Origin of the sequence: Nostoc sp. DedSLP03 (assembly GCF_034530815.1) — a bacterium.
In the GTDB taxonomy this organism is placed as follows: Bacteria; Cyanobacteriota; Cyanobacteriia; order Cyanobacteriales; family Nostocaceae; genus Nostoc.
Window position 1 is genome coordinate 35,190 of sequence record NZ_JAVRCK010000022.1, and the last position, 21,803, is coordinate 56,992.

The window sequence follows — 21,803 nt, forward strand, 5'->3', positions numbered from 1 at the left end:
ATATGATTTAGGAAAAGGCTAGGGGGTTTCTCATGCAAACAACTCCAGTGCGTTGGACGACTGCTGACCTAGAGCTATTTGCTAGCGATCGCAGAAATCGCTATGAGATTATTGATGGAGAACTATTTGTGACTAAAGCGCCTAACTGGGATCATCAAACGAGCTGCGGCAGGATTGTTACAGTTCTTAACAATTGGTCAGATGAAACTGGTCTGGGTAAAGCTGCGATCGCACCTGGAATTATTTTCTCAGATTCGGACAATGTGATCCCTGATGTGGTATGGGCAAGTCATGAACGCTTAAAAAATTTGCTAGATGAAGCTGGACATCTCACGGGCGCACCGGAGTTAGTAGTAGAAGTTTTATCTCCCGGCGAAAAAAACGAAAAACGCGACAAAGAAACAAAGCTAAAGCTGTACTCGGTGCAAGGAGTTCAAGAATATTGGATTTGCGATTCTATACAGAAGAAAGTTGAGGTTTATCGACGCGAACAGGCTGTATTAAAGTTAGCAGCTACTTTATTTAATCAAGATGAACTGACAAGTCCTTTGCTACCTGGTTTTAACTGCTTAGTAAGTAAACTTTTTTAGGTGGGCATTGGGCATGGGGATGATCTAAATTCCCTATGTCCTATGCCTAGTTTGCAATTAGCTAAACTTGTGCTAATATCGGTTGATTCACGGATGCGCTGACTGAATCTGATTCAGACTCCGTACAGTAGATTTCGCAGGAGTTATTGGGACTTTCAATCAGTTTCACTTTGTAAAGTTTAGCTCCCAATTCTTGAATAGGCGATCGCAGTAAATTACTAATGTAAAGCGCAATATTTTCAGCAGTCGGCACAACTTCGGCAAAGTAGAGAATATCTTTGTTTAAAAAGGTGTGATCGAATGGCTCTACCACATAATCTTCTACCACTTTATTCAGGGCACCTAAATCAATAATCATGCCAGTGCGTGGGTCAATTTCCCCTTTCACGGTAACTTCTAGATGATAATTGTGTCCGTGACCGTTGGGACGAGCGCATTTCCCATAAATTTCAGTGTTTTCTTCATTACTGAGTTTAGGATGAGCTAGCCGATGGGCGGCGCTAAAGTGAGTACTGATGTTGAGGTAGGCTTCCATTGCATTTCCCATATAATCTGCCCAAAGTTCAGGATGTTCAAATAACTGCACGCGGACTAGAGGCAAATGAGGTGCTAGCCGTTGCCAGATAATCCGTGCAATATTCTCAGTGGTAGGCAGAGTTTGTTGAAATTCTGCCCACACATCATTGAGATAAGAGAAGTCCAATTGACTGGTAACTTCCCGTTTAATTACGTGTTTCACATCAGACAAGTTCAGCACCATGCCATATTCATCCAATTCCCCGGCTAAGGAGATGAATAAGACATAGTTATGCCCGTGTCCCGGAAATCTAGTACCAGCACCAAATTTCTCAATATTCTCGGCTTCACTCAGTTCTGGCAACCAATAACGATGACTTGCAGAAAACTGGGCGCGGCGATTAACAATGCATTGCATGAGTACACTATGAGCAGAATTTAAAATTTCTTAATCTTTTTCTGCTTCCAGCATAAACTAATTTCTAAGTCATTTCTCATTTGTCCAAGAGAAGCCACGCCCACTCTTTAAAGTGGTTTGAATTAGTCCGATGAAAGACAAAGTTTTTCCGCCCACCATAAAAGTAAGCTTAGGTTATCACAAGAGACGGGGTATGTACCAATGACCAATGACCAATAATTATGTAACAGAAGCTTGTGCTTCACAGTGCAATCTTGAAGCTATGCGGAATAGTTCATGACCTGTGTGTAAATAACGCTCATCGTAATTCAAAGGAAAATAACCTAATTCATCAAGTCCATCTGCTACTTGATCCAGACTGTAGTAGAGGTGAGCCGCTGTTCTTGCTAAACTAGGGGGATTTGGCAGGGAACGAAAAGTAGTTTGTGCCTGCTTGAGGTCATCTCGACAGGTTTTTAAGTATTCCTGAAATTCATCTAACAACTCATCATCAAAGGGATCGGCAGCTAATTGATCCATTTGTTCTTCTAACGAATAAAGAATGGTACAAAGCAAGCGATTTACTGGTTGGTAAACTTGGCGTAGCCATTCTTCAACTTGCTCGTCAACATCCCGTCCAGTTTTTCGTCTTGTCTGGTAATGCTGTTGGGCTGATGCTGTACGCTGTTGGCGATCGCTATTTAATTTTTGGGAGTCATTTTGCAGTTCTTGGTCATAATTGCGGCGATTTTGGTTGTCGCCTAAGACCTCATAAGCTGCATTGATGCGGATAATTTGCTCGCGATCGGCTGTTTCCTGATTGCTGTCAGGATGAAACAATTTAACCAAGCGGCGATAAGCTTGCTTAATCTCCGCAAGGCTTGCACTTGGACTAACTTTGAGAGTTTCGTAATGGTTAGAAACGTGCTTAGAATTGACCATTAATTCAATGTATCGTTAACTGACGCTAGTGGCTAACCTTGCCTCCAGGTCTTGGAACAACGGTGTACTCAAATACCTCTCACCAAAACTGGGCTGAATCATTACAATTAAACGTCCCTGATTTTCTTGACGTTGGGCGACGCGAATTGCTGCACATAAAGCTGCTCCACTGGAAATACCAGATAGTAGCCCTTCTTCTTTTGCCAAACGTCGACTATAAGCGATCGCATCTTCATCGGTGACGGTAATCACTTCATCAATTAATTTTATCTTGAGTACTTGGGGAATAAACCCAGCACCAATTCCCTGAATTTTGTGGGGGCCTGGTCGTCCCCCAGATAAAACTGGGCTATTGGCTGGTTCAACTGCGATCGCCTTGGAATTAGGTTTGCGTGCTTTAATTACTTCTGCTACACCAGTGATCGTACCACCTGTACCCACTCCCGCCACAATGATATCGACTTGTCCATCGGTATCTTCCCAGATTTCAAGCGCTGTAGTTTCCCGATGCACTTTTGCATTGGCTGGATTGCGGAACTGCTGCAACATATAGGTATTTGGTGTAGTATTAACTATTTGCTGCGCTCGTTGAATTGCCCCACTCATACCTTCCATTCCTGGTGTTAGTTCCAGTTCTGCTCCAAAAGCTCGTAACATTGCCCGACGCTCTCCACTCATCGTCTCTGGCATTGTCAAAATTAATCGATAACCCTTTGCTGCTGCTGCCATTGCTAGGGCAATACCAGTGTTTCCAGAAGTGGGTTCTACCAATACTGTCTTCCCAGGAGTAATTAGCCCCTCCTCTTGGGCAGCGTTAATCATACTTACCCCAATCCGGTCTTTAACTGATGCCGATGGGTTCATACTTTCCAGTTTCACTACAATTTCTGCAACACATCCTTCTGTTTGAGGAATGCGATTCAACTGGACTAGGGGTGTACGACCGACAAGTTCTGTAATGTTACGAGCTATTCGCATAAATTAGTCCTTAATTATTAATTATTTGTTATTGGTCATTAGTCATCAACAAATGACAAATGACTCTTGACTAAATGTAGTACATGATATCTAATGACCGCCGCGAATCTCGTTTTTCACAAAGATCCTGGAGCGTATATTTTTGGAAGACGGAATTTGCCGCGCGACTTGCTTCTTGCCAAATTTCTTCTATAACTGAACTGTCTATGCTTTTAGAATTAACGTTTTCTTCACCAGCCCGCGCCTCTAAGCCTTCTAAACATTCCAAAATTTCAAAAAGGATGATTTTTCGGGGTTCTCGCGTTAACAGATAGCCACCTTTTGACCCACGCTGACTTTTAACTATACCGCCACGCCTCAACGTTGCTAGTAGCTGTTCCAAATAGCGATCGGGTATGTTTTGTTGTGCTGCAATTTGTCGAATTTGCAGCGGTTCGCCGCTTTCGTAATGAGCGGCCATCTCTAATAAGGCGAGAATTGCGTATTCCGATTTACAGGATAGTTCCACAAGCAGCAATAAGTTAGAGGTAAAAATTAGTTAGGAATTAGGAGTTAGGAGTTAGAACTCATTCAATTTGAATTTGAGATTTTTTCTTCAATCTCAAATCCAAAGTTCAAAATCTCAAATTGGTAGAGTTAAGATACTACGCAATATGTAGCTTTATACCGCCAACTTCTACTAAAAAAGCTCGCTCAGAAAAAGTTACTCACGGCGTAAGTCACTTGTAGAGTGGGCATTACTCTAGTCTATTCATATCAAACCCGCCATAACTCATAACTCCTAACTTCTCTAGTATACTCCGGTTAACTACTGGGGTTTATCCATTATTATTACCGAAAACAAAAAACCCCGCCTAATGGCGGGGATAAATAGAGTTCAAATTTGTCAGCAGATAATCAACACTCTAGAAGGTGAAAGTAGTTCTGAGCGTACCGATAATAGCATCATCGTTATCGCTATTTTGACCAGGAGAGGTCAACCAGATTACACCAGGGGTTACAGAGATGTTATCAGACACACGATACTTGTAGAAGCCTTCAAAGTGGTAGGGTATATCGTTGTTGCCACCAAAACCTGGGCGGTTAAAGGAATAGGGTTCTGCACCAGCAAAAACACCTAAAACGTTACCTTTTTTACCGAAATCAGGTAACGCTACCCCTAAACCGTAGCTCCAAGCTTGATAATCATCACCTGCACCTGCACCTGTAACATCATGGTAAGAGACGAATCCACTAACGGACAGTTTGTCGCTAGGTCTAAACGCAGCCGACACACCGTAGGAGTTGCTGTTAGATCGGGTTATACCTGCTGCATTACCTAAAAAGTTAGCTTGTCCAGTACCTACATCAAAAGCTCCAGGTGCTCCGTCTGTACCAGAGTCGAATAAAGCACCACTGGCACTATATGCGTGGACGTAGGTAGCAGCTAAAGCCAAGCGATCGCCAACACTAAAGTTCAACTGTCCCAGAGCTGCATAGTCGCCGTTAGTCAAACCTTGACTTAGACCAGGATTATTAGCTTGTGATGCCAAGTAACCCGCAGTGATTGAGCTATTTCCCAGGATACCGCCACCTTTACCAAGGGGTACATTGAGTGCTATACCAGCACCGCCACCAATCCGATAGATGGGACTTTCAGAAGCAAAGGTAGATAAAGCGCCGTTACCACCGTCGTCAGTGTTGTCAAAAAAGTAAGGATTGTTGACAGCAGCATACTGGCTATGCCGTCCACCACTAGCTGCGAGATAAACTTGGGCTGGGCCTATGGGAGCTTCATAAGTCAAGCGGTCTATTCTGACACTGTTGTTACCATTGCCTATACCAACTTGATATGTTTGTGTGCCTTCAGCAGTATTGATAAGACCACCAGCGTTATCCACTAGTGAAAAGGGATTTGAATTACCCGCTGCTAGGCGTGTGTGTAAAACGTCTCTACCAGTGAAGCTGGTTTGCAAGTCTAAACGTACTCTATCTTGGAAGACAGTATTGTTAGCGTCACCAGTGTTACCACCAAATGCATCACTGACGGCAAAAACAGCTTCACCAACCAGTTTTGTGGTTGTGGAGAACTGATTAGCTTCCAATTCAGCAGTCCGCGCTTCTAGAGAATCTACGCGACCGCGTAGGGTTGCTAATTCTGCGGAAAATTCTTCTTGTAATCGTTGTAAGGTAGCTAAATCTTGTTTTGTCACCAAATCAGCTGTTGCTGTGGCAATCAATTCGTTAACCCGATCCAAACAGGCATTCAAACCAGCGGCAAATTCATAACGGGTCAAAGCACGATTACCGCGATATGTGGAATTCGGATAACCTGCAATACAACCATAGCGCTCAACCAAGGACTGCAATGCTTGGAATGCCCAGTCAGTAGGTTGTACATCGGAAAATTGAGAAACCGATGTTACTTGAGACTGAGAATTGCCTTGGTTGCCTTCGTTGCTGTAGCGATTAACTTGATCGATGGTTGTTTGAGCCAATACTTCTGGCTGTTGGGCAACTTCAGTTACACCTAGTTGTTTAGCTGGTGATACTTCAGTGGTTGTGCTTGGGGCCGCCATTGCTGTTGCCGAAACTAACAATGTTGCTCCCAAAACTGCTGGGCTAACCACTAAGGATTTCCATAAGAGATTAGACATTTTTCCTTTACTCCTCACACCTTGTTTAGATAATTGGTTTCGTTACACCTAATTCTCGAAAATGCGACATCTCATTGAAACCTATGGATGAGGCATAGTTGTCTCTACTACAATTCTAGTTTTTGCAAAGCTAATAAACGATTAACTTTGGGTTAAAAACTGATGTGATTAACTTATGCAAAAACATATCTTTATATCATAACATTATAAAACATCCGATCTAGATGGCAATATTGGAGCGATCGCCTTAATAACTGTCACACATACTTATCTAAATATCTAAGCAGGGAGTAGAGTTTGGGTCATTCGTTCTCTACGCAAGCTAAATTACTGAAGCTTTAGACACTTAGAGTTTGCGATCGAAAATAGCTTCTTCCACTCGCTCCTAGTATAAATGTCACGTTAGTTAGAACATACTGGCTCGGCTATATAAACCGTATATTGTGGTGACTTCCTATAGTTTGGTGCAAGATATTAAAATAAATCACTTAGTTAATCTGGGAAATCACCCGTGCTACATCAAAGTCTAGCTGCGTCAATCCGCCTGCATCATATGTTGTAAGTGTTATCTTCACTTTATTGTAGGAAATCTCTATATCTGGATGATGTCCAGCTGACTCAGCCGGTTCAACCAGCTTATTGACAAACTCAATTGCTTCAATAAAATCTTTGAATGTGCGGGTAATTTGCAACTTGGAATCTTGAATAGTCCAATCTGACAGAAATTTTGACTGTTCTTGAATTTCCGCTTCGGTAAGTAGTTGTGCCATATCAGGAAACCGCTACTTCTATACTTAATAATATATTTGTTACATTTTGCATCTGACAAAGCCAAACCCCTTTTATTCTCCCCACAGAAAGTATGGAAGGAGAAATTCAGCCAGAATGCGTGTGTCTAGATTTAAATCAGACTTGGCAGATAGATGATATTTCTCATATTTGGTCATACTCCAAGGTTTAATGCCAAATATTTATGCTTTTTAAGAAAACTTAAATAGGTTGGCTTTGTTCGTGGCAGCGATCGCTATTTCTCTTTTAAAAGTAAGCATTGATAAAACAAAAATCACTTATAAAAAACTATCCGCTCTGAATTAGATCGGATGATCTAAATTCAGAGCGGTGTAGCGGGTCTTCAGGTTGCAACCAGACTGCCGGAAGGAACTCCGAGCTTGCCTAGCTACTTGAGCTAACTTAGTATCTCAAAGATGACTAAGGCTAACTTTTAGAGAACAGCCCCGGCACACAGCCGGCTAACTGCAACCTGATGACCCATGCGTATACTACTTTCTATCATGGGCATCACCTCCTTGTTGCCTAAGCGGTCTTAGTCTCAAAAGGGCAGAGAATTTACTCTGGGTTTATAACCTTCATCTAACATAACATATAAATTGAGAGATATTAACCATTTATAGAAAAAATCTCCCATCAAAAGGTGGGAGATTACTTTAGATAATGAAAATTGACACTTTATAGGCCGATCGCAAGGAGATTATCTTATCTGGGTGTGTCATTTTTCGCCAACCACAACCTTAATTTAGGTTGATGGCCAAATTTGAATTCTTAGAGAGCATTACCACGTGGTAATACCTCCTCAGGGAATACAAATTGTTCGTGGGGTTGATCTTGAGGAGCCATCCAAGCGCGGATACCCTCGTTGAGTAAAATGTTTTTGGTATAGAAGGTTTCAAACTCTGGGTCTTCCGCCGCCCGTAATTCTTGGGAGACGAAATCATAAGCCCGCAGGTTCAGTGCTAAACCGACGATGCCGACGGCACTCATCCACAAGCCTGTGACTGGCACGAACAACATAAAGAAGTGCAACCAGCGCTTGTTAGAGAAAGCAATACCGAAAATCTGTGACCAGAAACGGTTTGCTGTCACCATTGAGTAGGTTTCTTCCGACTGGGTGGGATTGAAGGCGCGGAAGGTGTTAGCACCATCACCATCTTCAAACAAGGTGTTTTCGACTGTGGCACCGTGAATCGCACACAGTAGCGCACCACCCAATACACCCGCAACACCCATCATGTGGAAGGGGTTGAGTGTCCAGTTGTGGAACCCTTGCAGGAATAACAGGAACCGGAAAATTGCTGCGACACCAAAGCTAGGTGCAAAGAACCAGCTAGATTGTCCCAAGGGGTACATCAGAAATACACTGACGAATACTGCAATCGGAGCAGAGAAAGCCAGAGCGTTGTAAGGGCGGATACCCACTAGACGCGCAATTTCAAATTGCCGTAACATGAAGCCAATCAAACCGAAGGCTCCGTGTAGGGCAACGAATGGCCACAACCCACCTAATTGGAACCAACGGGTGAGGTCGCCTTGGGCTTCTGGGCCCCACAACAGCAATAGAGAATGTCCCATGCTGTCTGCGGGAGTTGATACTGCCACTGTTAGGAAGTTACAGCCTTCTAAGTAGGAGGAGGCTAATCCGTGGGTGTACCAAGAGGTGACGAAGGTGGTGCCGGTCAGCCAACCGCCTAGTGCTAGGAAGGCGCAGGGGAATAATAGTATTCCTGACCAACCTACGAATACGAAGCGATCGCGCTTGAGCCAGTCGTCTAGAACGTCAAACCACCCTCTACTGGGCGCGCGTCCAACTGCGATGGTCATTAGAGCAAATCTCCAAATGTTTATAAGTACAGGTGGTATCTGTATTATAGATGGCCATATCAAGACCTTCTATAAGCAGAAAGTTAACCAGGTTGTTAACCCAGTTTACAATTTTTTACACACCTTTAATTATATTAGGTGTAAATTGCTAATTTTTCTAGGGGTTTTCTCATAAAATTTATTTTTTGATTCAGATGAGGTGATAAATGGGGGGTAGGGATAGGGAATTAGGAACAAAGAGGTAGAGGAGCAGGGGAGGCAGGGGGAGCAGGGCAGAAATCAATTCAAAATTCAAAATTCAAAATTCAAAATTCAAAATTCAAAATTAAAGAACTTCTCCCTCCTGCCTCCTCTTTCCCAATGCCCAATGCCCCATGCCCAATCCCCATTTCCCTAGAATCACTCAGCTGACGCTAAAATGAGTCCACAGTTAAATTTGATTATTGCTAAATGTTTACCATCGATTTAAGCATCAGAAACACTGCTTTCCCGATCTCCGTACAACGTAAGTCAGCAGAGGATGCTGAGGCTGTCTATCAGCTAATTTTGGCAGCAATCCGTTCTGGGAACCCTGACATTGTAGAACTCAAATGCGAAGGCAAGACAGAGAAAAAAATTGCTGTCCGCGCTAGTGAAATTTCTGGGGTGCAGATTGTTCAGAAAGATGGTACAACCCCTGGTGGTGGCAGACCACCTGGCTTTTTCGCTGTAGCTGCTGAGTAACCAAGGTTGACAAATGGCTCAAGTGGGCATTGAGGTCAAGGATTTAAATTTCAGTTGGCCTAATGGAGAGAAAGTTATCAAATCTTGCTCTTTAGAAGTACCCAAGGGTGAGTTTTGGATGCTCTTAGGTACAAATGGCAGCGGAAAATCTACTTTACTGAGACTGCTGGCGGGGTTATTAGCTCCTGAATCTGGCGAAATTCGGGTTTTGCAACCCGTTGGCTTTGTCTTCCAAAATCCAGATCATCAACTGGTAATGCCAACTGTTGGTGCTGATGTGGCTTTTGGATTGGTGGAAGAAAAGCTGCCACCTGCTGCTACCAGAGCAAGAGTTGAGGAGGCGCTTGGAGCGGTGAATTTGCTTACATTGCAACGACGCCCTATTTATGCACTTTCTGGGGGACAAAAACAGCGAGTCGCGATCGCAGGTGCGATCGCCCGTCGCTGTGAAGTCTTATTATTAGATGAACCCACTGCCTTACTAGATCCAGATAGCCAGCTGGATTTAGTTGCTGGTGTCCGCCGCCTTGTCAAAAGTCGAGGTATTACAGCCCTATGGGTGACACATCGATTAGATGAGTTAAATTACTGTGACGGCGCTTTCTTGCTAGAAAAAGGCTCTCTGGTAGATAGTGGTGAAGCCGAACGTCTCAAACAACGCCTGATGGAGGTACACAGCGAAGCCTCTTAATTGAGTGCTGAGTGCTGAGTAACGAGTGCTGAGTGAATAAGTAAAATTCATTGCATTTAGCACTCCTGAATAATACTAACAAAAACTGTAACGCGCCTTTTAAATAAAGGCGCGTTTTAAGTTGGTGCGTCTATCTAAAGTTTGAGTTTTGTGAGGCTGCCGTATTTTTTATTTTGTGTAACATAGTGTTACAGACTATGCATCAATTATTATAAAACTTATGAATGAATTTTGTTAACTCTAGAAAATTGTGATTAAAAACCATGCCCCGTTCCTTACTCCAAGCCGTTTTGTTAGTGGACGGCTACAATATAATAGGCGCTTGGCCTTGCCTTAAAAAAACGCGTGATAGCGTTGGATTAGAGGCGGCACGGGGCGAACTTGTAGAAGCAATGACTGGTTATAGTGCCTTTCAAGGTTATACAACTCAGATAGTTTTTGATGCCCAATATCAAAACACCTCTAGTAATAAAGAAATTATTACTGAGCTTTTATCTGTTTATTACACTGAATTTGGGCAAACCGCAGATACTTATATTGAAAAATCCTGCGCTTCTTTTCGCCACCAAATAGCCCAATCTTTGATTTCTCGTGTGATTGTTGCTACATCAGATCGGGCACAGCAGTTGATGGTACAAGGGTATGGGGCTGAATGGTTGTCAGCACAACAACTCTGTGGGGAAGTGGAAGCCACTGTCTGCCGGATGCGACAAAAGTATCATACGCGCAAACAATCTAAGAGTCGGTTTTTAGTTAATGCCATTGATGCTAAAGCGCGGCAGCGTCTGGCTGAATTACGAATGGGATTGTAGTAGATATTTAGTATCTAAGAGTCTCTGCTTAAGTTCTTGAATAGATTTTGGCTGCAAAATTTCCATAAATTAACTATCTAAAAAAAATATTGGCGAAAGTACTTGCCAAATACTATTTTTAGCCCTAAGATTATAAATCGTGAGCGTTCCTCAGTAGCTCAGTGGTAGAGCGATCGACTGTTAATCGATTGGTCGCTGGTTCGAATCCAGCCTGGGGAGTTTAACAATTTTAGATTTTAAATTTTGGATTCTAAATTATCCATCAGAAACTTATGGTCGCTTAACTCGGCTGTGACGTTTCTGAATCATGGGTCTTTTGGTGCTTGTCCTAAACAAGTGCTGGAGTTTCAACAAAGACTGCGATCGCAGCTCGGACAGGAATCCCTAAGCTTTTATGGGTTCGTTGCTACCTCGTGGGTGGACAGAATTGAGACAGCAAAATCAAGAGCAGTGTGAGTATTTGGCAAGGGTTCTCAAGGGGTTGCTCTCAGGTTAATCTAGTTTTAGGAAGGTGGCGATCGCTTCAATGGTTTGTTCTGCACTCTTAGCAGTAAACATTGGGCCAGCAGCCAAATAAATATTTTTGTCAGATACCAAATTTAAGACAATATTATAACTGCTTGAACTTGTACCTGTTACTGTGTCAATTGTAACTGCATCCATATTCAGCCCTGCTATTTCTGAAAGTTTAGCTTCAATAACTTCTTGCCCAAGCCAACCTTTACGTTTGATAGTTGCTTTGTCAAAAGTTTTATCGAAAATGCAAATAATTATATTATTCATCAGCAGATAAATAATGCAAACAGCACCACTTGCAATTAAGAATAAACCTAGAGGATAAGTCCAAAAACGAGTATCTTCATGAATAGTTAATTTTGGTTGTTGAGAGTTTTTAAGAAAGGCGTTAATTTGTGCAGCCATAGATTCTTTGTGAGTGCTGTCTGCATTTACTAAATCTATGGGAATTGAACCATCTCTCGTCAGAAGTAGCAAGGGATAACTATTCCCAGCAGTCGTACTAGTGTCTAGTTTTGCACCTAGTACCTCTTTGAGATTCCAATTTTTAACTTGAGATTTTAAAATACTTTTGGTGATTAATTGGCAACTTTCTTGAGTGGGTTTAACTCGATTACAAGTAAAAGTAGTTGTCTTTGCCAGTGTTATTATCAAAAAAACGCCTCCTGCTACAAATAATCCGCCAAATAACCAGTAGAGGATGGCTGCTGGCTTAAGTTGTAGTTTCAATAATGTTGGAGTTTGTTCTAATATTTTGAGTCTCATTGTTGTAACTGTAGTCTTTACTCAAAGCAGCCCATACACGAAATTTAACTTTTTGCATCGCAGATTGAAATGATTTGGTTTTCAATCTCGTGTTAGGAATCGTTGTGGCTTGTGATTATATGGCAAATGCATATACCCAAGAACTAGATAGCAAAGACATTATCGGGCTAGTGCTATTCTTTTAAGTGATTGCACTTAAATTCCTGAAACTAGGATAACGCTTTACATGACTTCTGGAGCGCTGCCTGACAATCCTTTTGTGGCTGCGGGGATGATTGAAGATCCCAGGCTGTTTGTCGGTCGTAAAGATGAATTACACGCGATCGCATCTCGGATGAAGGGCGATCAGCCTACAAGTATAAATATAGTTGGTGACAAGCACATTGGTAAATCTTCGTTGCTGTATTATTTTGTTCGGACTTGGGAGCAGCGAGGATTAAACGCGAACCGTTATGTGGTAATTTACCTACCGTTACGGGGTGTAGATTGCCAAACTGAAACGGGTTTCTATGAGGCTGTAGCTGAAGGTTTACTGAATCACGTTCAGGGATGGCAACAACGCAGTCTGCAAAATTGTTGGAAGAGTAAACCGCTTAATCGTCAAGCATTTTCAGATGCGGTTAAGGAATGGAAACGGCAAGGAAAGCTACCCGTCCTCTGTCTAGATGATTTTGAAAGCCTTTTGAAATATCCCGATAAATTCGATAATGGATTTTATGACAATTTGCGATCGCTAATGGATAGCAACGCCTTGATGCTAGTGGTGGCTTCCCGTAAACAACTGGATGTTTATGCTAACGAGCATCGGTTTGGCTCTAGTTTTTTCAATATTGGTCACACTATTTATTTGAAAGAACTAACTACAGATGAGGCTATTGAACTGTCGCGCTTACCAACTCGGTCTATAAATGGTGCAGCTTTGAGTGTAGATGAACAGAGTCATGCCCAGCAATGGGGCGATCGTCATCCTTATAAGTTGCAATTGGCTGGTTACTATTTGTGGGAAGCACGTCAACAAGGTAAGGCTATCAAGTGGGCCAAACAGCAGTTTGAACAACAGCTTGCAAATCCTAAATTCAAAGCAAAGGGACAGGGATGGCAATTATGGCTGCATTGGTTAGTTTGGGATTTACCAGTACGTCTGGGTAGAATAGCCAAGTTTATTGGTGGGGCTGTTGATGATGTGAGCAACTGGATTATCGGGATGGTAATTCTGCTTTTGCTCGTTTTGGTTTTGGTGGGTGTGCTGCACTGGAATGAAGTTTGGGATTTTGTGCGTGACAAGCTGGGGATAAAGTAGCCATGAGTAACAAGTCTCCAACATCAGGCTTTTGGAATTATGTGGCTGAATGCATGTGTCTGCTGTATTGGGCTTACTTCAAGCCTTTTACTTTTAAACGTTGGTTGCGCGATATCAATCCAGAATTGAAGCCAACAGATGACATCAATAAACAAGCTGAGTTTTATATTGACCCCCGCCTGCGTCGCTATGCTGGGCAAGCTAGGTGGCTAACTGCTGTAGTACCAATGTTTGCTGTGTTATTGGTGGCACCAGTTTACATTCTGATTAGTGGTGAATCATTTAACTGGTTCTTTAGCTGTGTTTTTTTGGTGGGCTGGTTTATAGGAAGGGTTGTATACCCTGACAGTAATACAAATAGGCTAGTTATTTTCCTTGTTGCTGTCTTTACCATATTTTTGGCAGTTCAATTTTTATCAGGCGTGGCGGCACTTGTGATGGTCAGTGTGGCGGTAGGCGTGATGTTCGGCGTGGTGGGAAGCGTGGTGTTCGGCGTGGCGACAAGCGTGATGATCGGCGTGGCGGCAGGTATGGCGCCAGATGTGGCGTTAGGTATGGCGCAAAATGTGGCGTTAGGTGTAGCGTTCGGCGTGGCAGCAGGCGTGGTGTTCGGCGTGGTGCAAAATTTGCCGCGCGTGGCCTTCGCCGTGCCCATCGGCTTGGGCTCCGTCTCGGCGTTCGGCGTGGCGGGAAGCGTGGCGTTTATTTTGGGTGTGTTCCGGGTTTACTTCTGGTTGCCGGAATTATTGTGGATATTTACCCTGTTCTTGTTGTTTCCCAATGGTAAGCGGGTAAATTGTTTGCGATATCTGCCCCCTTGCTTTGATGAATTGATTATTTTGCCTCTGCCTTTCATGGATGTGATGATTGTAGAGGCTTATCAAAAGAACCCAGATGTTGCCCGTGAGACTATTAATTATCTAATTACATCCACTAACCAGCAAAAAGTTGCAGCACAGGCAATTTCTGGTATTGCTGTAGATATTCTCAACCGTTGTCAGAGGTTGAGCGATATTGTAGACATTGCCAACCAACTAGCGTGGATTCCCTCACCAGCACCAAAGGAACTTGGCATTGTACTGCCCCAATTTTTGGATATTAGTCAGAATGTACGGGCATCAGAGGAAGCAACTTCACCTTATCGTCGATATGAGTTACTGAACATTCCCATCAATGCATTACGCAAACTAGCGCAAAATCTAGCTTTGACAAAAGATGCTCGCGTTGCTTTCTCTTTTGGCAACACTGCACAAAACTGGCTGACTATCCTAGAGACGGCGCAGCGCACTTTAGAGGAACAGGCACAGCAATCAAAAGAAATTCGGCAAGTTTATATTGCTGGTAACTCACTAGACTACGAAACAGCAAAAGATCGTTTTAAAGGGCGAATTGATATATTTCGGGAAATTGAATCTTTCACACTTTCAGAGCAACCGCCAGTGTTGTTACTCTATGGAGGGCGGAGAACAGGGAAAACCTCAGCGCTGAAATATCTACCTTACAAAATACAAGCAAATATTGTACCTTTGCTGGTAGATATACAAGGAGCAGCATCAGCTACAACGTTAAAAGGATTGGCTGAGAATTTAGCTCAACAAATTATCGAAGCTGCACGGCGATTACCCCGCAAAGTATTCTTGCCTAATCCAGATGCCAATAAACTAGCTGAAGATCCATTTCCTGCGCTGCAAACTTGGCTAACAGAAATAGAACGCAACAACTCCGGTAAGCAATTTCTCCTCTGTTTGGATGAATATGAACGCCTGGGTGAGGTAGTGAAAGCAACAAGCAGCCGTGCACCGCTCAATTTTATCCGTAACCTGCTGCAACACCAACGCAAGTGGATTTTACTTTTTAGTGGTTCACAGGAGTTATCTGAACTTGACGATTACTGGAGTGACTATCTAATTAACACCCGTGCTTTACGAATGACTTACCTGCAAGAGTCAGAAGCCCGCGATTTGATTCAACAGCCAGTAGAGAACTTCGGCGATATCTATGAACCAACTGCTGTAGATGAAATTATCCAACTTACTCGCTGTCAACCTTATCTCGTTCAGTTGGTGTGTTATGAGTTGGTGGAGTTGCTAAACCGCGATATCAGAAGAAACAGGCGAGAAGCAGATACAGCAAAAGCTACTGCACAGGATGTTAAAGAAGTTATACCTGTTGTGCTTGAGCGAGGCGATCAGTATTTTCGGGAATTATGGAGGAGTTTAACAGATAGCGATGTCTACGACGGGCTACGCCTACGCTCTCTCCTGCGCCGAATAATCCACGGAGAAACTCCCACACAGCAAGACAAAGGCGTTATCCGCAAACTAACGCGAAAAGAAATCTTGACTCAAGAAGGCAATGCTTTTCAAGTGCCTTTAGTGCAAAAATATGTAGAACAGTTGCTAGAAGAAGAGTAATATAACAGTCCTATAGCGGTTCTCCCTTGGGTGCAGTACAGTTTTGACCTCTCTCCAAACCTCTCTCCTAAAAGGAGAGAGGCTTTGAATCTTACTCCCCAACGCTAGAAGGGAAGGGGCTGGGGGTTAGGTCTGTATTCCATACAATTGGGAACCGCTAGATTCAAAATTTTCATCGTGACGTGGCAACCGCGATCGCTACAGACATAACCAATATTGCTACATTGATGACGGAAGTTGCTACAGCTTGCGCGAAACCCGGAAACGTTAAAGCAGAAGTTGCTACAGCTTGCGCGAAACACGGAAACGTCAAAGCGGAAGTTACTACAGGGAAAGCAGAAGTTGCTACAGCTTGCGCGAAACACGGAAACGTCAAAGCAGAAGTTACTACAGCTTGCGCGAAACACGGAAACGTCAAAGCAGAAGTTACTACAGACACGACCGATGTCACTACCGTTGCAGCTTTGGGCTGTAGTAGCTTTTTATAGCAGTTGAAATATAGTTTAGAACATCAACTTAACTATGAAATATCACAGACAGTAGAGGCAGGAATGCTAACAGAAAGCCATGCCACGATTGTAATTGAGCTTCTGGGGTTGGTTCCGGTGGTGCTAATAGGGCTTCTACTCTTTGTTCTAAACGATCTGCACCAGAGGAACCTAATGCAGCACAACAAATTTCCGATAAGACAGGACCGCTACTAACCACTAATAAAAGTGATTCTGCTAGCACCAGAGGGTCTACCTGCAATGCTGCATAACCGTCGGCACGAAGTTCGCGCAAAGCTAACAATTCTTCCCACAAAGGCTCTGTATTCGGCAACCATGCTGTGCAAGAACGCACCCAACCCAACCAGAAAAACCAGAATGTATCCCTGTAATGGTGATGCCCTTGCTCATGGGCTAAGACACTTTCTAAATGAGCCGGTGAGAGAGTTTGCACTAATCCTTGGCTAACCACTAGTTCCGGTTGCCAAAAACCGATTTGACCTGCGAACAACGCGCCTGTTTGCAATAGTCTGGCTTGTCTATCGCCAACATTCACTAAGGGGCAGTTACGGGCAGATTCTACAGACTGCCAACCTTGGAAAGCAAGTTTAATGCATGAAATGGCAAAAAATGCCAAATAAATTAATGCTAGTAAATAACTAATTGAGCCTGTATACATTCCGCCCATTTGTCCTTGAGGTCCCATGAACAGCACAGCGATCGCAGTCATGAAAATTAGCAAAGGCGGAAAGAGAAACAAAAATAGCGATCGCTGCCACCGCAAATTCCAATTACCTTGGCGTTGATTCCAAGCGGATCTTAACCACCAGGCAACTGCCAAAGCATTCAAAATCATTATCAGATGCATCATTGTTCCTCCCTGGCTTGGCGTGCAGATTGAATACGTTTAGCGATCGCTGCTATTTGTTCGCTAGCTGCTTCATCTAAGCTATCAGCAAAGGCAGCAACAACATCGGGGTTCCCCACTGCGAGAAATCGCTGTAACTGCTCGTGAGCTTTGATCACTTCTGATTGTTGCTTACTCAGCATTGGCCGCCAATAGAATGCCCGCTCCTTTTTGTCGCAGGCCAGCCAACCTTTATCAGTGAGGCGGCGTAAAACAGTGGTGACAGAAGTATACGCTAATTCGCGGTTGGGATCGGCGAGGATGCGATCGTGTACATCCTTGACTGTGGCTGAACCAAGCTCCCAGATAATATTTAAAATTTCCGCTTCCAACGGGCCTAAAGATAGTTGTTTAGGGCGGTAATCGGGTAAAGGTGCCATAGCGATTTTCGATTTGGGATGAGCGGAGTAGAGGTAAAAATTTTAGTTTCTATTTGGCTAAATATTAGTCAGGATGCGTAGTGGTGCTAACTTGGAATGCCAAATACAGCTTGAGAAAATCTATTCTTGTTTTAGATTACAGGATAGTGCAGCAAATATGAAAGTCTAAAAGCATAAAAATAGACTTTTTGAGTATTTTTGTATTGAATAGGTTACATCATGCATATTTGATGCTAAAAAATTGTTTGCGAATAATTGTGACTATAGTTAGTGACACCAACTAGGTAGAATGTTATTTTCGGCAGTAGTATTAAAACAGGTGTATCCAGCCCGTGAAGTTATTCGTATACCACACTCCTGAATTGACTCCAACGGATAAAGCGCCAGAATGTGCGATCGCAGTCGATGTCTTGCGAGCTACTAGCACAATAGCGACTGTCTTGGCATCTGGAGGCGAAGCTGTACAAGTATTCAGCGATTTAGATCAATTAATTGAAGTTAGCGAAAAATGGCCCCCTGAAAAACGCCTGCGGGCTGGAGAACGCGGCGGCGCGAAAGTAGCTGGTTTTGAGTTGGGTAACTCTCCCCTCGACTGCACACCAGAATTAGTACAAGGGCGGCGTTTATTTATCAGCACTACAAATGGCACTCGTGCTTTACAACGAGTACAAGATTCCCCAAATGTCTTAGCAGCAGCCTTGATTAACCGGGCGGCGGTGGTGCAATTTCTTTTAGAGAAGCAACCAGAAACAGTGTGGATTGTCGGTTCCGGTTGGGAAGGTAGTTTTTCTTTAGAGGATACAGTTTGTGCGGGTGCGATCGCTCATAGTATTTTGCAACAAACCAAGCTCTCACCTGAAGAACTTGCTGGTAACGATGAAGTAATTAGTGCGATCGCTCTTTACTCTCAATGGCAAGATAACTTATTAGGATTACTTCACCAAGCTAGTCACGGTCAACGATTATTGCGTCTTGACTGTCACGAAGATTTAAAATATTGTTCCCAAACTGATATTTTAGATGTCTTGCCCATACAACATGAAACCGGAGTATTAAAAAGTCAAAATAAATAGGACGTGGGTAAGAAGCAAGGGTGCAGGGGTGCAGGGGAGCAGAGGAGAATAATCAATACCCAATGCCCTATGCCCCATGCCCTATGCCCAATGCCCAATTTTCAAATCTGCAAGCATTTGCCGAAGTCTTTGTCGCCAATGGGAAGGATAAGTCCTTAGAATTGCGGAAATTTTTCCACAAGCAAGGACGGAATAAGAAGGGCGACGGGCTGGTGTGGGATATTCGGCGGTTGTAATGGGGACAACACGTTCAATTTTCAAAGGGAAGCCTAGTTGTTGTGCTTCTTCAAAAATAGCGACAGCAAAATCATACCAGCTAGCAACGCCGCTATTAGTGTAGTGATAAATGCCGCTAATTTCTGGGGTTAACTGAGGAATTGTCTGAGCTATAACTGTGGCTATATCTTGCGCCCAAGTCGGGCTACCAATTTGGTCGGCGACAACACGGAGTTCTTGGCGTTCTGCACCTAGTCGCAGCATGGTTTTAACAAAGTTACTTTTGCCAAAGGTTCCATAAACCCAAGCTGTGCGGAGAATGAGATGATGGGCGCAAGTTTCTTGAATAGCTTCTTCTCCGGCGAGTTTGGTTTTACCATAGACACTCAAGGGATTAGTCGCATCAGTTTCCTGGTAAGGGCTACAGCCATTGCCATCAAAAACGTAATCAGTGGAAATATGAATTAGAAAAGCTCCTAATTTTTGGCTCTCTTGGGCAAGAATTAGGGGTGCAGTTGCATTAATAGCGGTAGCAAGTTCGGGTTCGCTTTCGGCTTTATCTACAGCAGTATAAGCAGCAGCATTAATGATGATTTGCGGCTGCTTGGATCTGATAACTTTGCGGAGGGTATCGGGTTGGGTAAGGTCTACTGTTGGGCGTGCTACTGAGATAATATTGCCGGATGATGAGAGTATTTGTTGTAGTTCCTTACCCACTTGACCGTTACTACCAATCAGCAAAATTGATTTTGTCATTTGTCATTTATCATTTGTCATTTGTCATTTGTCCAAGAGAAGCCATGCTCACTCTTTAACATGGTTTGAATTAGTCCGATGAAAAACAGAGTTTTTCCGCCTACCATAAAAGTAAGCTTAGGGTATCACAAGAGACGGTGTATGTACCAATGACCAATGACAAATGACCAATGCCCAATACCCAATGACCAATGACTATTTAATCAAATACTTCAGCAGTTCTGAAAGATTTACCAGCTTGGTCTTTAGCTGATAAAATCGGTGGCCCACTCAAGGGCCAATCTATCCCTAAATCTGGATCGTTCCATAGAATTGTGCGATCGCTTTGGGGCACGTAATAATCTGTAGTTTTATAGAGAACTTCGGCTAGTTCTGAAAGAGCAAGAAAGCCGTGAGCAAAACCTGGTGGTATCCACAGTAGGCGTTTGTTTTTAGCACTGAGTTCATAACCTACCCACTTACCGAAGGTAGGCGAACTTTTTCTAATGTCTACGGCTACGTCAAAAATAGTGCCAGAAACAACCCGAATGAGTTTACCTTGAGGTTGTTGGATTTGATAGTGCAATCCCCGGAGAACGTTTTGTTTAGAGCAAGAGTGGTTATCTTGGACGAAGTTCGTAACAATCCCTATTTGTTGAGCAAATCTTTGGTGGTTGTAAGCTTCAAAAAAGAAACCGCGATCGTCTCCAAATACTTGGGGTTCGAGTTGGATAACTTCGGAAATTTTGGTATGTACAATGCTCATTAATATTACAAGGAATATGCCACAGTCTTAATTTTGAGAGTAATTTAATACTTGTATTTTACAGGTATTATAATTAAGATTTTGACTGTGGTTTTTTTGTTTTGAATAAGCAAATCACGTTAGTTCAATTTGACAGTCATCGCCAATCATAAATCGCAAGGCTTTAGGGCGACGGGGTGCAAGATTCAATTGTGCCCTTTGTCCAATCACACTATCAATAATGCGCTGATGAATTCCGGCAATTTTAGCACCTTCTAAAATAACGCTGTGTTCTAAATCAGTATCAATAAGTGTGACATTGTTAGCGATGCTACTATAAGGGCCAATAAAGCAATTTTCTAAATGACAATTGCTACCAATGATTACTGGCCCCCGAATTGTGCAGTTAATTACTTTAGATTTTACCCCGATTTTGACTCGTCCAATAATCTGACTTTGGGCATCGATTTCGCCCACAACTGATGCTGTCAGATAGGTATCGAGAATTAATCTATTAGCTTCTAATAAATCATCTTTTTTACCAGTATCTAACCACCAGCCTTGGAGATTGTGGGCTACAACCTGCTTTTGCTGATTAATGAGGTATTGAATAGCATCAGTGATTTCCAACTCGCCTCTAGTGGAAGGTTGGATATTTGCGATCGCATCATAAATGAGGTGAGAAAAGAAATAAACCCCTACTAATGCCAGATTTGAAGGAGGGACTTTGGGTTTTTCAATTAATTGTAATACTCGCCCTGTTTCATCCACCTGAGCCACACCAAAGGCGCTAGGGTTAGCAACTGAACGTAAGAGAATCAAAGCATCTGGCTGTTGTTGGCTAAATTGTTGCAGAAAGTAACGTAACTCACCTAGTTGAATCAGGTTATCGCCCAAGTACATGACAAAGGAAGAATCACCTAAAAAGGGACGAGCGACTTGGACGGCGTGAGCAAGTCCAAGTGGTTGGTTTTGTATGATGTAGGTGATGTTCGCTCCAAAGCATTCTCCATTTCCGGTTTTCCCTTGGACTTCTGCGCCGGTTTCTGGACTGATAATGATGCCAATATCAGTAATACCAGCGGCGACCATTTCTTCAATGCCGTACCATAAAACAGGTTTGTTAGCAACTGGTACAAGTTGTTTTGCCCCGCTGTAGGTGAGGGGACGTAAGCGTGTGCCTTTACCGCCAGAAAGAATTAGTGCTTTCATACTGCTTTCATGAGGATTTAGGATTAATTACAAGTCATTAGCCGAGATAATCTGAAATCTTGACAAAATCCCAAATCATTGAATTTACATTATGGTGTCAGTATGATGTTAGTTTAGATGTACCCTAATTTAGTTGAAAGGATTAACAGAA

Annotated in this window: 21 protein-coding genes and 1 tRNA gene; 9 read left to right on the plus strand and 13 right to left on the minus strand. The window is 43.0% G+C overall.

Annotated features, from left to right (window positions below; genetic code table 11):
• Positions 1–32: 32 nt before the first annotated feature.
• Positions 33–590 (plus strand): Uma2 family endonuclease, encoded by a 558-nt coding sequence (locus RM368_RS13080; protein WP_322694446.1) that lies wholly within the window; start codon positions 33–35, stop codon positions 588–590.
• A gap of 61 nt (positions 591–651) precedes the next feature.
• Here the strand turns inward: RM368_RS13080 and RM368_RS13085 are convergent, their stop codons facing one another.
• From RM368_RS13085 to psbD, 7 genes are all read right to left on the minus strand, one after another.
• Positions 652–1,524, minus strand: a complete 873-nt coding sequence (locus RM368_RS13085; protein ID WP_322694447.1) for a 6-carboxytetrahydropterin synthase — start codon at positions 1,522–1,524, stop codon at positions 652–654.
• A 219-nt stretch (positions 1,525–1,743) separates the two neighbouring features.
• Positions 1,744–2,445 (minus strand): J domain-containing protein, encoded by a 702-nt coding sequence (locus RM368_RS13090; protein WP_322694448.1) that lies wholly within the window; start codon positions 2,443–2,445, stop codon positions 1,744–1,746.
• Positions 2,446–2,460: 15 nt separating this feature from the next.
• Entirely contained in the window at positions 2,461–3,423 is a 963-nt protein-coding gene (gene cysK / locus RM368_RS13095) for a cysteine synthase A (protein WP_322694449.1), read from the minus strand.
• A 70-nt stretch (positions 3,424–3,493) separates the two neighbouring features.
• Positions 3,494–3,931: an Rrf2 family transcriptional regulator gene (locus tag RM368_RS13100; RefSeq protein WP_322694450.1), complete on the minus strand. Its 438-nt coding sequence runs from the start codon at positions 3,929–3,931 to the stop codon at positions 3,494–3,496.
• 397 nt (positions 3,932–4,328) lie between these two features.
• Complete coding sequence (locus tag RM368_RS13105; protein ID WP_322694451.1) at positions 4,329–6,059, minus strand: iron uptake porin; 1,731 nt, start codon at positions 6,057–6,059, stop codon at positions 4,329–4,331.
• 488 nt (positions 6,060–6,547) lie between these two features.
• The gene (locus RM368_RS13110; protein ID WP_322694452.1) at positions 6,548–6,829 is read right to left on the minus strand and encodes a 4a-hydroxytetrahydrobiopterin dehydratase; all 282 of its coding nucleotides are present in this window, start codon (positions 6,827–6,829) and stop codon (positions 6,548–6,550) included.
• Between the two features lie 790 nt (positions 6,830–7,619).
• The gene (gene psbD / locus RM368_RS13115) at positions 7,620–8,675 is read right to left on the minus strand and encodes a photosystem II D2 protein (photosystem q(a) protein) (protein ID WP_322694081.1); all 1,056 of its coding nucleotides are present in this window, start codon (positions 8,673–8,675) and stop codon (positions 7,620–7,622) included.
• 450 nt (positions 8,676–9,125) lie between these two features.
• Here psbD and RM368_RS13120 point away from each other — a divergent pair, with 450 nt between their 5' ends.
• The 4 genes from RM368_RS13120 (at position 9,126) to RM368_RS13135 (ending at position 11,120) form a co-directional block, all read left to right on the plus strand.
• The gene (locus RM368_RS13120; RefSeq protein WP_012410874.1) at positions 9,126–9,398 is read left to right on the plus strand and encodes a hypothetical protein; all 273 of its coding nucleotides are present in this window, start codon (positions 9,126–9,128) and stop codon (positions 9,396–9,398) included.
• Between the two features lie 13 nt (positions 9,399–9,411).
• Positions 9,412–10,089, plus strand: coding sequence for an ABC transporter ATP-binding protein (locus RM368_RS13125; RefSeq protein ID WP_094352150.1), 678 nt, complete (start codon positions 9,412–9,414; stop codon positions 10,087–10,089).
• A 263-nt stretch (positions 10,090–10,352) separates the two neighbouring features.
• Positions 10,353–10,901, plus strand: a complete 549-nt coding sequence (locus RM368_RS13130; protein WP_322694453.1) for an NYN domain-containing protein — start codon at positions 10,353–10,355, stop codon at positions 10,899–10,901.
• Positions 10,902–11,048: 147 nt separating this feature from the next.
• Positions 11,049–11,120, plus strand: a tRNA-Asn gene (locus RM368_RS13135).
• Between the two features lie 273 nt (positions 11,121–11,393).
• On the opposite strand, the gene RM368_RS13140 is transcribed toward RM368_RS13135, so the two are convergent.
• Positions 11,394–12,182 carry a hypothetical protein gene (locus tag RM368_RS13140; RefSeq protein WP_322694454.1) on the minus strand — a complete coding sequence of 263 codons (789 nt, stop codon included), beginning with the start codon at positions 12,180–12,182 and terminating at the stop codon, positions 11,394–11,396.
• A 226-nt stretch (positions 12,183–12,408) separates the two neighbouring features.
• On the opposite strand from RM368_RS13140, the gene RM368_RS13145 reads away from it, so the two are divergent.
• The 3 genes from RM368_RS13145 to RM368_RS13155 all read left to right on the plus strand — a co-directional run bounded on the left by RM368_RS13145 (position 12,409) and on the right by RM368_RS13155 (position 16,384).
• Positions 12,409–13,482 (plus strand): AAA-like domain-containing protein, encoded by a 1,074-nt coding sequence (locus RM368_RS13145; protein WP_322694455.1) that lies wholly within the window; start codon positions 12,409–12,411, stop codon positions 13,480–13,482.
• A gap of 2 nt (positions 13,483–13,484) precedes the next feature.
• On the plus strand, positions 13,485–15,896 hold the full coding sequence (locus RM368_RS13150; protein ID WP_322694456.1) for an AAA family ATPase: 2,412 nt from the start codon (positions 13,485–13,487) through the stop codon (positions 15,894–15,896).
• A 182-nt stretch (positions 15,897–16,078) separates the two neighbouring features.
• Positions 16,079–16,384, plus strand: a complete 306-nt coding sequence (locus RM368_RS13155) for a hypothetical protein (protein ID WP_322694457.1) — start codon at positions 16,079–16,081, stop codon at positions 16,382–16,384.
• Positions 16,385–16,412: 28 nt separating this feature from the next.
• Here RM368_RS13155 and RM368_RS13160 read toward each other — a convergent pair whose 3' ends face one another.
• On the minus strand, positions 16,413–17,252 hold the full coding sequence (locus RM368_RS13160; protein WP_322694492.1) for a M56 family metallopeptidase: 840 nt from the start codon (positions 17,250–17,252) through the stop codon (positions 16,413–16,415).
• Positions 17,252–17,671 (minus strand): BlaI/MecI/CopY family transcriptional regulator, encoded by a 420-nt coding sequence (locus RM368_RS13165; RefSeq protein ID WP_292721488.1) that lies wholly within the window; start codon positions 17,669–17,671, stop codon positions 17,252–17,254. Before RM368_RS13165 ends, RM368_RS13160 begins: the two co-directional genes overlap by 1 nt.
• A gap of 332 nt (positions 17,672–18,003) precedes the next feature.
• Between RM368_RS13165 and RM368_RS13170 the strand changes: the two genes are divergently transcribed.
• Complete coding sequence (locus tag RM368_RS13170) at positions 18,004–18,744, plus strand: 2-phosphosulfolactate phosphatase family protein (RefSeq protein WP_322694458.1); 741 nt, start codon at positions 18,004–18,006, stop codon at positions 18,742–18,744.
• 81 nt (positions 18,745–18,825) lie between these two features.
• Here the strand turns inward: RM368_RS13170 and rfbD are convergent, their stop codons facing one another.
• The 3 genes from rfbD to RM368_RS13185 all read right to left on the minus strand — a co-directional run bounded on the left by rfbD (position 18,826) and on the right by RM368_RS13185 (position 21,652).
• Entirely contained in the window at positions 18,826–19,716 is an 891-nt protein-coding gene (gene rfbD / locus RM368_RS13175; protein WP_322694459.1) for a dTDP-4-dehydrorhamnose reductase, read from the minus strand.
• A 199-nt stretch (positions 19,717–19,915) separates the two neighbouring features.
• The gene (rfbC, locus tag RM368_RS13180; RefSeq protein WP_322694460.1) at positions 19,916–20,461 is read right to left on the minus strand and encodes a dTDP-4-dehydrorhamnose 3,5-epimerase; all 546 of its coding nucleotides are present in this window, start codon (positions 20,459–20,461) and stop codon (positions 19,916–19,918) included.
• Between the two features lie 114 nt (positions 20,462–20,575).
• Complete coding sequence (locus RM368_RS13185; protein WP_322694461.1) at positions 20,576–21,652, minus strand: glucose-1-phosphate thymidylyltransferase; 1,077 nt, start codon at positions 21,650–21,652, stop codon at positions 20,576–20,578.
• Between the last annotated feature and the right edge of the window lie 151 nt (positions 21,653–21,803).

Coding starts and splice junctions, on each gene's coding strand:
- RM368_RS13160 (WP_322694492.1), bottom strand. CDS start 17,252: ATGCATCTGATAATGATTTTGAATGCTTTGGCAGTTGCCTGGTGGTTA.
- RM368_RS13130 (WP_322694453.1), top strand. CDS start 10,353: ATGCCCCGTTCCTTACTCCAAGCCGTTTTGTTAGTGGACGGCTACAAT.
- RM368_RS13120 (WP_012410874.1), top strand. CDS start 9,126: ATGTTTACCATCGATTTAAGCATCAGAAACACTGCTTTCCCGATCTCC.
- RM368_RS13145 (WP_322694455.1), top strand. CDS start 12,409: ATGACTTCTGGAGCGCTGCCTGACAATCCTTTTGTGGCTGCGGGGATG.
- RM368_RS13085 (WP_322694447.1), bottom strand. CDS start 1,524: ATGCAATGCATTGTTAATCGCCGCGCCCAGTTTTCTGCAAGTCATCGT.
- cysK (WP_322694449.1), bottom strand. CDS start 3,423: ATGCGAATAGCTCGTAACATTACAGAACTTGTCGGTCGTACACCCCTA.
- rfbD (WP_322694459.1), bottom strand. CDS start 19,716: ATGACAAAATCAATTTTGCTGATTGGTAGTAACGGTCAAGTGGGTAAG.
- RM368_RS13105 (WP_322694451.1), bottom strand. CDS start 6,059: ATGTCTAATCTCTTATGGAAATCCTTAGTGGTTAGCCCAGCAGTTTTG.
- RM368_RS13140 (WP_322694454.1), bottom strand. CDS start 12,182: ATGAGACTCAAAATATTAGAACAAACTCCAACATTATTGAAACTACAA.
- psbD (WP_322694081.1), bottom strand. CDS start 8,675: ATGACCATCGCAGTTGGACGCGCGCCCAGTAGAGGGTGGTTTGACGTT.
- RM368_RS13090 (WP_322694448.1), bottom strand. CDS start 2,445: ATGGTCAATTCTAAGCACGTTTCTAACCATTACGAAACTCTCAAAGTT.
- RM368_RS13185 (WP_322694461.1), bottom strand. CDS start 21,652: ATGAAAGCACTAATTCTTTCTGGCGGTAAAGGCACACGCTTACGTCCC.
- rfbC (WP_322694460.1), bottom strand. CDS start 20,461: ATGAGCATTGTACATACCAAAATTTCCGAAGTTATCCAACTCGAACCC.
- RM368_RS13125 (WP_094352150.1), top strand. CDS start 9,412: ATGGCTCAAGTGGGCATTGAGGTCAAGGATTTAAATTTCAGTTGGCCT.
- RM368_RS13150 (WP_322694456.1), top strand. CDS start 13,485: ATGAGTAACAAGTCTCCAACATCAGGCTTTTGGAATTATGTGGCTGAA.
- RM368_RS13165 (WP_292721488.1), bottom strand. CDS start 17,671: ATGGCACCTTTACCCGATTACCGCCCTAAACAACTATCTTTAGGCCCG.
- RM368_RS13080 (WP_322694446.1), top strand. CDS start 33: ATGCAAACAACTCCAGTGCGTTGGACGACTGCTGACCTAGAGCTATTT.
- RM368_RS13110 (WP_322694452.1), bottom strand. CDS start 6,829: ATGGCACAACTACTTACCGAAGCGGAAATTCAAGAACAGTCAAAATTT.